Below are 10783 nucleotides of genomic sequence, written 5' to 3'. Positions count from 1 at the left end.
TCATCGTAAATTTTGATAAAAGGTTCTTTCTCAAATTTTTTTAAACTTTCATCGCTCATTGCTATTGCAGGCTCCCATTGCTTTAAGCACACACCTTCTTTCATAATCTCGTCAATTACAATATAATTTATTCTTGTTTTACCGCTAGGTATAGCAGCATTTTCCAGTTCATCTTTTGCATCTGAAAAAGAGCTTACGTGAAATATTTTAGGCGTAAATTCCCAAGAAGCTCTACAATTTGCAAATCCAAAAAGCATAGAGCTAAGTCTATGATCACTTGCTACCGGTTCATTAGCTAAATATTCTTTAGACCAGACTATAGAGTTGATATTTTGTAGTGGTGTACCTTCTTCGAAGCCGCCTAATACAGCTTTCGACGGATAGCATGAAAAAGGCGCTAGAATTATCAAAAAAGCAAGTAGGCAAGCCAAAAAGGTAGTTGCTGTTTTTTTTCTTTTTGATAGCTCAATGAATTTAGTCGCGCCAAATCCAGCGAATATTGCCAAAGGTACTATTAGGTACTGTAAATGGCGATATGATATGAGAACAGTATTACTCGTTGCTATTCCTAGGAAGAATGAAAGTGCAACTGCTAATAGCCAGCAAAACAGTAGCATAGCCTTTCTATAGAATGGCGCAAAAGCATTGCCGAAGACAGCCAGACAAAATATAATAATTGAAGGTGAAAATAGTAAAATTGCAATTTTATCTATTTGAATAGTAGTTCCAGGGAATTTAAGAAACACAGAAATAAAGAGTACTGCAAATCCTACAATTAAGCCTGAGCAATAAGTTATTAAAATTCTCCTGTAGCTAGGTATTGCTATCTTGCGCTCTCGTAATAAAAATTTTCTTCTTAGTTTTATTAACAACACCATTATTACAAAAGCGACTAATCCAAATAATAATAAAATTTCAATCGCCAAATCGAAAGCATCTTTTATTATTTCCCTGAAAGGTCCTGCTGCGTAAAGCCAATAAGTAATATTTGCTAATAATAGAAAACCAACTGCTAACAAATCAAATTTTAGCTCTTTAAAGTTTGTTTTAGTATTTGAGAGCTCGCGCAGAAATATAAATAACGCAAGCGCAATCATAAGGAAATAGCTAGAGAGATGATGCGTTATAACTAAAGCAATTACCGCAACAAAAAACAACATCAAAAAATTTCTAGATTGATATGATTTAATAAAGAGCAACATGCATAAGATAAATAAGAAATCGCCTAAGCTACCTGGCATTGTATGCGAGGTTGTAAATACGTGGGGGATAGCTACTGATAGAAGAAGTGCAGAAATTAAGCCTGCGTTCATATCTTTAAATATTTCGTTAGTAATGAGAAAGACTAAGATTACTGAGAGACTTGAAATTACTGGAATAATTATCAAAAGAGTGGTTAGAAGATTAGAAGAAAGCAGCAGTGATGCACTACCTACTAAAGAAAACATACCTGGGAAATAAGGGTAGCAAAAGCCCCAGCCTTTGTAATCAAAACTCAGAGCGCCTTTTTCTACAACTCTCTTAGTAAGCTCGTAATACTCGCCCGTATCAGAGCCCCAAATAGAGTAATTAAATAAAGGTAATAATCTGATAGTTATACTAATCACTAAAACAGCCAGCAACCCAAAGCAGATATATTTTTTCATTCAATAAGAGATAGATTTTAAAGTATAGAAAATTTTAGCTTTTAATTCTTCAATACCTTTATTATAAAGTGCAGAAATCTCAACTTTATTTGTACTTGCAATAGTATCTGATCTAACTTTAAGCTCGTAGCTAGGTATTCTATCTGTCTTATTCAGTACATAAACTATGGGGATATAGCTAGCACTTATCCCTTTCAAAATTTGCTCGCATGTCTCTTTCTTTTTAACGAGCTCTTCTAGACTTTCACTTGCATCCAGTACCAGTAAAATAAGGTCTGAGTTTTTTATACTGCTCAGTGTAGCTCTAAACGCATAAATAAGTTCGTGAGGTAAATCGTTTAAAAAGCCTAATGTATCGTTTATAAATATTTTTTGGCTGCCCGCCCATTTCAAAACGGAGCATTTGGTACTTAAAGTTGTGAATAGCTCGTCCTTTACTGGCATGTTGGTGTGCGCAAGTGCATTAAGTAGGGTTGTCTTTCCTACGTTAGTATAGCCAGCTAAAGAGACGATTTTGCCAAGCTCCTTTCTCTTCTCAGTTTGCTCTAAAACACGTGCTTCAAAACTAGCCAGCTCTTTCTCAATTCTTCTAATCCTTTTTCTCAATCCAGTAATAGTATTTCTGATAATGAACTCGCCGCTACCGCCGAAGCCCGGATGCTCTTCTTTTACCTTCCTGCCCAAAAACGTTTTGATATAAGGGAGCTTCCTTCTCAGTCTAGCAAGCTCTATTTGAAGTTTTGCTTCTTTAGTTCTTGCACGAGTTTCAAATACATTAAGAATCAAATCGAAACGATCTATTACAGGCACTTTAATAAAATCCTCTAATGCTAGAATTTGTGTGGAGCTCAACAAATCCTCAAAAATCACAAGTTCAATTTCGTTCTGAGTTACAAAATTTTTTAGCTCTTCAAGTTTGCCACTGCCTATCAAATATTTTGCATGCTTTCCCTTCTTCTGTACGAATTTTTCCACTGTTTGATAGTCTAAAGTTTGCGCAAGAGCAACAGTCTCATTTAGTTTTTCAAGCTCTTTGCCCAAACATACAAGTACAGCTCTCACAATCTTCAAATTAGCCAGTAAGCTAAAATAGTTTTTCAACTAGCATTTGCCCTACGAAATATTTATAAAGAGCTATATAAATAACTCTTATTGGGTTAAAATGGCGAAAATTAAAATAGAAAACGTGGTTGCTTCTACTTCTTTAGGAAAAGAGCTAGATTTAGAAGTTATCTCTTCAGCTATTGAAGGTGCTGAGTATGAGCCTGAACAGTTCCCAGGACTCGTATACAGATTGAAAGAGCCTAAAACTGCAGCTTTAATATTTAGGAGTGGTAAAATAGTATGTACTGGTGGCAAAAGTTTAGCTGATGTAAAAACAGCTATTGATATAGTAACGAAGGGTATAGTCCGCGCTGGATTCAAAATCCATAAAAAGACTAGGATAGAAGTTCAAAATATAGTTGCCTCTTCAGATCTAGGTGTAGAGCTTAACTTAAATGCAATTGCAGTATCTTTAGGACTGGAAAGAGTAGAATACGAGCCTGAACAATTCCCAGGCTTGGTTTATAGGCTTGACGAGCCTAAAGTTGTACTGCTGCTGTTCGGTTCAGGCAAACTTGTATGCACAGGTGCTAGGAGACCAAAAGACGTAGAAACTGCAGTAGACAAGATAACAGAAGAGCTAAAAGCTTGCGGATTGATCAAGTAGATAACAGAAAAAAAATATTTTATTGATGATAGCTTTAGTGGCTCTTATAGTAATCAAAGTTCTATTACCAATTTTACTTTTTATAGCACTTTATCTCGGCTTTATGAGGTTTAGAGGGCTTTTTCAAAGAAGCAATCTTGGTGCAAGAGAGCTAGGACTCCTTATTGTAGGCTCCGCTGTAGGTATGTTTTCAGATCTGCCTATATTTGTCACTCCAAACTATTTACTAGCCCTAAATATAGGTGGAGCTCTTGTGCCACTAATACTGGCATTCTATTTTTTAAGTGGTAAAAAACTAGCATACTCAATTGCAGGGATATCTTTAGTTGCAGGAGCTACTTTCTTAGTAACTAGATTTGAGGTAGGCGTAGGTATAGTAAGCGAGCTACATTTATGCTTCGTTCCTACAGCTATAGCAATAGTCTTTTCAATTGCTATTTATAAAAGAGATGTGCTCCTTGGCGCTCCTTTTGGATATGCAATTGCTACTTTAGGCACTTTAATAGGTGCAGATATTTTAAGGCTGCCTCAGTTATTTGTGCAGCCTTTTAGAGGCGCAATTGGCGGAGCTGGCGTCTACGATATGGTCTTTATTTCAGGTTTGCTTGCAATGTCAGTGATATTTTTACTTGCCAGAAAAGAGGACAGAAGCTCATTTAGAATATATAGTGATGAAGAGCTCAACAAGCTAAGAATTGAGAATTACTTTGAGCGCGCTAATATTGCGATAGCTCAACAGCGCTATCAAGAAGCTCTTGGCAATGCTTATAACGCGATAGTAGAGAAGCTATCATTATTAGCTAGAAAATTTAATTTACAAACTAAAAGTTTAACGCAACAGTTGGCACTTTTAAATATCAGCTCTGGCTCGTTCTATAATTTCTCAGTTTTAAGTAATGAGCTAAAGAAGGAAATTGATTCTTATAGTATAGAGCCTAGCATGAGAGCTGCAGAACTCATCGTCGAAGAATTGAATTCAATAGAGCGAAAAAGATACGTTTCTTTAGGTGGAAGAGCACTGGCGTTTTTTATAGATCTAGCATTAATGACGATAATTCTAATAATTACCTTGCTGATAGGCGCACTTTTAGGCTTTTATACAATCACAACATTAGAGCTCAGTACATGCCCTTCTTGGCTTATGCTCGCTTTAGTAATACAGTTACCATATTTTACAATATTTGAGACTTTATTTAAAGCTTCGCCAGGCAAGATGTTAGTAGGAGCAAAAGTTTTAAATGAAGATTTTTTAGATGTTGATTTCTTAGGCGCTTTTACAAGAAACGTAGTTAGATTCTTAGATATGCTCTTACTTTACATTCCAAGCGCGATAATGATTTCTTTAACTAAAAAGAGTCAGCGAATTGGCGATTATGTGGCGAAAACTGTTGTTGTGAAAACATAAACAAGATAGCCACTGCCTCTTTCAATTGGAAAATTAGCTAGCTCGCTATCTACCGGATGAATAACAAATCTTCGTGCATTATCCCAATATGCAACTGCAGTGCAGTTTGTTATGTTCCGAGCTAGACTTTTTGCGTCTGTAGCTGTGAAATTGCACCAGCCTATAGAATTCCAGCCTTTGTATAAATTGACCGACGCTGTTACCGCAATACCAGTAACATTAATTCTGCTCTTTGTACTAACATATACATGATAGCCCACGCAAGTTTGAAGATCAAAATTATTTATCCCAGAGCCTTTTTCATAAACCACAAATTTTTGTGAGCTTACATCCCAATAACTAATATGAGTGCAATTTGTAATATTTTGCGCAAGGGTTTCCGCTGTACAAGATAAGGATAAAGGAATTGTAATGAAATTCCAGCCTTCGTTTAAATAGTAGACAAAACTTTTTCCTACAGAGATTTTCTTCTGAGAAAGTGACCAAGCTAATGGATCTTCATAGCCAAGTGCGAAGCCGCAAACACCCGCAACATTATATTTTATTACTAGATCTAATTTAAAACTCAAGCTCTGATTATCTTCATAATAAACGTAATGTTGTTGATGCTCGGCAGCGCCGTCAGAATAGTTGAACTGCGGTACTTTAGCTGTGTTATTCCATGCTCTAGTAGCGCCTTTTGTGGTCATCAAGTTAATAATACCAGGATAAGTATAAGATTTTGAAGTCCAAGTTCCACTTGTAGTTTTATTCCAATCTCTTCCATAGAAAGGTACTCCTAAAATGATTTTATCTTTAGAGGTTTTTGTAACCGCATAGCTAAGAATATTTTCTACCCAGCTGTAGCTTGCTATAGGGCCTGGCTCGCTTGTACTCCAATGCTCATCGTAAGCCATTATTCTAAGTGTGTCTGCAAACTTGCCTAAATTTTCATAGTCGTGCGCTCCAGGACCGTCCCACGTTATGCTGTCGCTCCATTTCGCTTGTACACAGACCGATAATAATTTGTTTTTTTCATGGAGTTTCTCTGCTAGTTTTGATATAAACAAAGTAAAATTGTCTTTATCTGAAGCATAAAGCCCTTCATAATCTATATCAATGCCATCATAATTATTTGAAATTACCAAATTAGTAATATTTGCAATGTGATTTTCCATTATAGTTGGATTTGAAAGTATTGTATGGACTAATGTTTTGTTGTATCCATTACTTATTAAAGGAATAACTTTTACTTTATTATCATGCGCAAACTTTACAAAAGTTTGGTTTCCAGCACCAGAATAAGAACTGAGGGTTCCGTCTGCGTTTGTTTTATACCAGAAAGGTAAAACTTCATCAAAAAGCTCAATGTTATTACTAAATGTGCTCATACCACTACCCCAAGCCCAATAGGGAAGCCAACCTGAGACTGTGCGGAGTATGCTGTCCTTGATAGGTGTCGTGTAGTTTGCGGCGCACCAAGTATCGTTTCTGCCCCGATACCAAAATCTATACCATTCGAGGCTGCCATTTCTCACCAACTCAAACGCTGTGAATGTTTGAGCATTAAATGTTCTATTCACAATGGGGTAGGTGGTTCCTGGACCCGTACGTACATTCAAAGATGTTGTCACATTAACTTTAAATTTTATATTTTCATTTACGATTGTGGTATATCCAAAATCTGCGCAACACCATGCGTTTCTATAATCATACCAAAAATGCCACCACTTTACGCCCGTCGCATTAATTACATATTCGTATGCGATGTATTCTTGATTTGATTTTATTTTACCTAATGGAATATTATAAGGCGGGGCAGTTCCTGGCCCGATCCTTACATTGAGTTCACTTGTATTAACTCTGAACTGTATACGTTCAGTAATATTTTTGTCCAAAAAATGATAAAAATTCGCACGGTTATAAGTCGACGGGAAGAGATAATCCCAAGATACATGATATTGACTTGACGAGTGGGCATTTACTTTACAGCTGCTGCCGTTTCCTTCTACAACAATTACTGCATGTCTATATAGATCTCCGCCTGCTGTACCGTAAATAATCACGTCGCCCACGGTGAGATTGTCCGGCGGGACACCAGAATTCTCAATAAACGAATAATATGTTAGTTGATGAGTTTTTAAGTTCGCTGCTAAGTCATCGCAATTAATTAGGGTTCCGCTTTGATTAGTATAGTAGCCCAGCCCCGCTCCGTTTCCATCAGAGCCTTTCCATAAACTTATGCCACCTGCAATTAAGCACTGAGATACAAAGTTCGCGCAATCGCCACCCATTCCGGCATAGTTTCCGTAGTCTGGATTGTAACCGTTCCACCAAAGATCCGCATAACCTCTCGCTGCTATTCTGTCATAATAAGGTGTGTCTGAAAGTGGAGAAAGTTGTTTTGCGTTGATCATTCTTGACGGTGTCGCGTGTTCGTTCGCAGTTCTTCTCGACAAATCACAATTTTCGATTTCGAAGTTTGGTTGTGTTAAAACAATCTCGCAACTCGCAGTGAGCGAGAGGAATAAGAAGAGCACTCCTAAAAGGATACATAGCATTTTTCGCATTATGTTATTTATTGTTGCCTCTGGTATAAAAAGCTAGCGCTCAGATTGTGCTCCCGCCGGGAATTTCATGGGAGTAGTCAGTACTTTATTCCTATCTACTTCTCCTTTGAACCCGGGTCTGAGGCTCGAGAGGCCCCGATGATTAACCGGACTACACCACGGGAGCGCAGCCCTTTTACTGGCTTTATACTAAAAATATAAAACTGAGTAGATAAACCTTTTTAGGCTTAAAATAATTTATAACTGTGAAAGCTGAGGATTACGAAATACTTGGTAAGAGAGCTTACAACGAAAAGAACTACAAAGATGCGGCCAATTACTTTACGAAAGCTTTAGAGCTAAGGATGGATAAAAATTTACTTTATGAGATTGGCTTGACATTTTATAAACTTCAAAATTATGATGACGCAATTAAATACCTCAGAAAGGCTTTGGAACTAGATTCTAAATTTAAAGAAGCTTGGGAAACGTTAGCTGATGCTCTGTGCTTAGTATGGAAATTTAGGGAAGCTGTAAAATGCTATGAAAAAGCTTACGAACTGAGTTATGAGCCTAGCTTAAAGGAGAAAATAACCTCTTTGAGACTTATATGGGATTACTGAGAAAATGGAATTAAAAGAATTTACTAGGAAATACGGTAAGAAATATTCTGAAGTGCTTTCAATCAATTTAGAGAAAGAGCCTTTTAAGTGGTTTCTTGCAAGCATTTTGTTCGGTGCTAGAATAACTGAGAAGATAGCAATCAATACTTATAAGGAATTGGAGAATGAAAATCTAGTAGAGCCTCGAAAAATAATAAAGGCAGGCTGGGACAAACTTGTAGAATTACTGGATCGAGGAGGCTATGTAAGATACGACTTTAAAACTGCTGATAAACTTTTGGAAGTTTCTGACAATATAATAAAGAAATACGGTAAAATTGAGGAAATTCATAAAAGAGCGCTCGATTCTAAAGATTTGGAAGCTCGCTTAAAAGCGCTTGGAAAAGGTGTTGGCGATGTTACTGTTAGCATTTTTCTGAGAGAGCTTCGCGGAATATGGTATAAAGCAGACCCTGAACTAAAAGGTTTGGCGTTACAAGCGCTCAGGAATTTAGGTATAATAAATGCAAAAGAATACTGCAAGCTCGAAAATATTAATTTAGCAAACTTCGAAACCGCACTTGTTAGATTAGCTAAAAATTTCTGTAGAAAGAAAAAATGTAATATATGTCCTGTAAAAGAAATTTGTAGATTTACTTAAATGACGGCCTGATTTTTTCGCGCTCTATTTTTACCCCTGCCGGAGCTAACACTAGCATATTCCTGCCTATACCTGCAAGGTCGCCGTTGATATCTTGAGCTAACCGCTTAAGCTCAGATGTTACTCTTCTGAACGTAAAATCGTCTCCAGCTATAGGCGAAAAATCTAGTAGTAGCAAATCGCCGTCGTAGACAGGGGTTGTTAAATCACTTAAATCTTCATACCTATATATCTCAGCTACTCGTATATGCATCTTAGCACTCACTTCTTCTTTCTTGCCTGTCTCACTCCACTCAGTTAAATCTACGTACTTTTCACCTTCAGCAACAGCTTTTTTCTTCTTCAATATCCTTTCGAAGAATCCCATGATAATCCCACTCTCAGTTCCAATATTAACGTAGCTGGATATAAATCTTTTTCTTTACAGAATGTTATTAACAAAACGAATGAGGATATCGGATTTAGGGCTAGACGAAAGAATTATTACACTTTTCAAAGAGTTAGGTATAGAAGAGCTGTATCCGCCTCAAGCAGAATGTATAAAATATGTCCTAGCCAAAGATAATTTAGTACTAGCAATTCCTACGGCGAGCGGTAAAACGCTTGTTGCTTATTTAGCAATTCTAAATTCGGTGTTGGAAGAGCATGGCAAAGCCATGTACATAGTGCCTTTAAGAGCGCTAGCATCTGAGAAATACGAAGAGCTGAAAAAATTCGAATCTTTAGGTTTGAAAGTTGCTATTTCTTATGGCGACTTAGATGCTCCGGAGCCGCAACTAGAGCAGTTTGATATTATCGTAGTAACTTCTGAGAAGGCAGATTCTTTACTAAGACATAAGACACACTGGCTTACTAGCTTGACTACTCTAGTAGCTGACGAAATACATCTTATTCACGATTTTACTAGAGGACCTACTTTAGAAGTTATACTTACTAGATTTAAACAGCTTAATCCCAAAGCTCAAATTATTGCGCTTTCTGCAACTATTAATAATTCAGAAGAGCTTGCTCAATGGCTGGATGCAAAGCATTTCAGAAGCGACTGGAGGCCAGTACCTTTGAAAAAAGGTGTTTTGGAAGAAAATATAATATATTTTTCAGACGGTACTGTGAAAGAGCTAGAAGATAGAGAGCCTATAAAAGCACTTTTTCTAGATGTTTTAAAAGATAACGCTCAACTACTAATATTCGTAAATACACGAAGGTCAGCGGAAGCGCTTGCAGTAGCGCTCTCCAACTTAACTTCTAACTATTTAAATAGTGAGGAAAAAAATCAGCTTAGAGAGCTTAGCGACGAACTCGTTGAGGTGCAAGCTGAGCACACTTCGTTAGGCTCTGAGCTAGCAAAATGCGTTTCTAAAGGAGTGGCATTCCATCATGCTGGCTTGAGTAATGCGCAACGCTCACTTATAGAGCGCACTTTCAAAAATCGTCTAATTAAGTGCATTGTAGCAACTCCTACTTTAGCTTGGGGCGTTAATTTACCTGCACGTAGAGTTGTAGTTAGAGATCTATGGCGCTATGACAGTGCTCTTGGTGCTTCACCGCTCTCTGTACTTGAAGTCTTACAGATGATGGGAAGAGCAGGCAGACCTCAATACGATAGTTATGGTGAAGCTATACTTATTGCAAGAAATGAAGCTGAGAGATTTAAAATATTAGAAAATTATCTACTCGGCGAAAGTGAAAATATCTGTTCTAAGCTAGGAAATGAAAGCGCTCTGAGAACACATCTTTTAGCTAGCATTGCAACAGGATTCGCGCACGACTATCAAGGACTAAGAGATTTTTTAGTACGTACTTTCTTCGCATATCAAAGAGCAAATAACATAGAGATTGAGAAGCTTGTAGAAACAGTGGTGAAATTCCTTATAGAAAATGAATTTGTGATAGAAAGAGATGAAAAACTTATACCAACTAAATTTGGGAAGCGCATCTCAGAACTCTATATAGATCCGCTTTCAGGTATAGTTTTAAGAGATGCTTTAAAAAAAGCTCGTAAAGCAAAAACTACAGATTTTTCATGGCTTTACACAATATGCTCTACACCGGATATGCCTTTAATATATCCTAGAGGAAAAGATAAATGGCTAGAAGAAGAGCTTGTAATTCGTGAAAATGATATTTTAGTTAAAGATCTCAGTTACGAGTTTGAACTGGCTTATCTAAAAACTACATGCTTACTTAACGATTGGAGTAGTGAGTGCACTGAGGAGTACATATCAAAGAA

9 protein-coding genes and 1 tRNA gene are annotated in these 10783 nt (G+C 37.0%); 5 read left to right on the top strand and 5 right to left on the bottom strand.

Annotation, left to right across the window (positions count from 1 at the left end):
• The coding region (locus tag QMD21_02340; protein MDI6855610.1) for a hypothetical protein at positions 1-1646 on the bottom strand (1646 nt) is incomplete at its 3' end.
• Positions 1647-2747: a GTPase HflX gene (hflX, locus tag QMD21_02335; protein MDI6855609.1), complete on the bottom strand. Its 1101-nt coding sequence runs from the start codon at positions 2745-2747 to the stop codon at positions 1647-1649.
• 61 nt (positions 2748-2808) lie between these two features.
• Here hflX and QMD21_02330 point away from each other — a divergent pair, with 61 nt between their 5' ends.
• Together QMD21_02330 and QMD21_02325 are read left to right on the top strand one after the other, a co-directional pair.
• Complete coding sequence (locus tag QMD21_02330) at positions 2809-3357, top strand: TATA-box-binding protein (GenBank protein ID MDI6855608.1); 549 nt, start codon at positions 2809-2811, stop codon at positions 3355-3357.
• A gap of 25 nt (positions 3358-3382) precedes the next feature.
• On the top strand, positions 3383-4762 hold the full coding sequence (locus QMD21_02325; protein ID MDI6855607.1) for a DUF1614 domain-containing protein: 1380 nt from the start codon (positions 3383-3385) through the stop codon (positions 4760-4762).
• On the opposite strand, the gene QMD21_02320 is transcribed toward QMD21_02325, so the two are convergent.
• Both QMD21_02320 and QMD21_02315 read right to left on the bottom strand, forming a co-directional pair.
• Positions 4729-7158 (bottom strand): glycosyl hydrolase family 18 protein, encoded by a 2430-nt coding sequence (locus QMD21_02320; GenBank protein MDI6855606.1) that lies wholly within the window; start codon positions 7156-7158, stop codon positions 4729-4731. The two genes, QMD21_02325 and QMD21_02320, sit on opposite strands and share 34 nt — an antisense overlap.
• 201 nt (positions 7159-7359) lie before the next feature.
• Positions 7360-7477 (bottom strand) — tRNA-Glu (locus QMD21_02315).
• Positions 7478-7556: 79 nt separating this feature from the next.
• Between QMD21_02315 and QMD21_02310 the strand changes: the two genes are divergently transcribed.
• Both QMD21_02310 and QMD21_02305 read left to right on the top strand, forming a co-directional pair.
• Positions 7557-7913: a tetratricopeptide repeat protein gene (locus QMD21_02310; GenBank protein ID MDI6855605.1), complete on the top strand. Its 357-nt coding sequence runs from the start codon at positions 7557-7559 to the stop codon at positions 7911-7913.
• 4 nt (positions 7914-7917) lie between these two features.
• Positions 7918-8553: a hypothetical protein gene (locus QMD21_02305; protein MDI6855604.1), complete on the top strand. Its 636-nt coding sequence runs from the start codon at positions 7918-7920 to the stop codon at positions 8551-8553.
• Here QMD21_02305 and sepF read toward each other — a convergent pair.
• Positions 8546-8920: a cell division protein SepF gene (gene sepF, locus QMD21_02300; protein MDI6855603.1), complete on the bottom strand. Its 375-nt coding sequence runs from the start codon at positions 8918-8920 to the stop codon at positions 8546-8548. The genes QMD21_02305 and sepF overlap by 8 nt on opposite strands.
• Positions 8921-8999: 79 nt before the next feature.
• On the opposite strand from sepF, the gene QMD21_02295 reads away from it, so the two are divergent.
• Positions 9000-10783, top strand: a 1784-nt coding sequence (locus tag QMD21_02295) for a DEAD/DEAH box helicase (GenBank protein ID MDI6855602.1), incomplete at its 3' end; no start/stop codon positions are given.

Source organism: Candidatus Thermoplasmatota archaeon (assembly GCA_030018475.1).
GTDB lineage: Archaea > Thermoplasmatota > JASEFT01 > JASEFT01 > JASEFT01 > JASEFT01.
The sequence above is the reverse complement of the archived record's forward strand: the minus strand, read 5'-3'. Positions and strand labels throughout refer to the sequence as shown.

Bases quoted from the DNA above. Each gene is read 5' to 3' on its own strand.
- sepF (MDI6855603.1), bottom strand. From the start codon at position 8,920: ATGGGATTCTTCGAAAGGATATTGAAGAAGAAAAAAGCTGTTGCTGAA.
- QMD21_02325 (MDI6855607.1), top strand. From the start codon at position 3,383: ATGATAGCTTTAGTGGCTCTTATAGTAATCAAAGTTCTATTACCAATT.
- QMD21_02320 (MDI6855606.1), bottom strand. From the start codon at position 7,158: ATGATCAACGCAAAACAACTTTCTCCACTTTCAGACACACCTTATTAT.
- QMD21_02305 (MDI6855604.1), top strand. From the start codon at position 7,918: ATGGAATTAAAAGAATTTACTAGGAAATACGGTAAGAAATATTCTGAA.
- QMD21_02330 (MDI6855608.1), top strand. From the start codon at position 2,809: ATGGCGAAAATTAAAATAGAAAACGTGGTTGCTTCTACTTCTTTAGGA.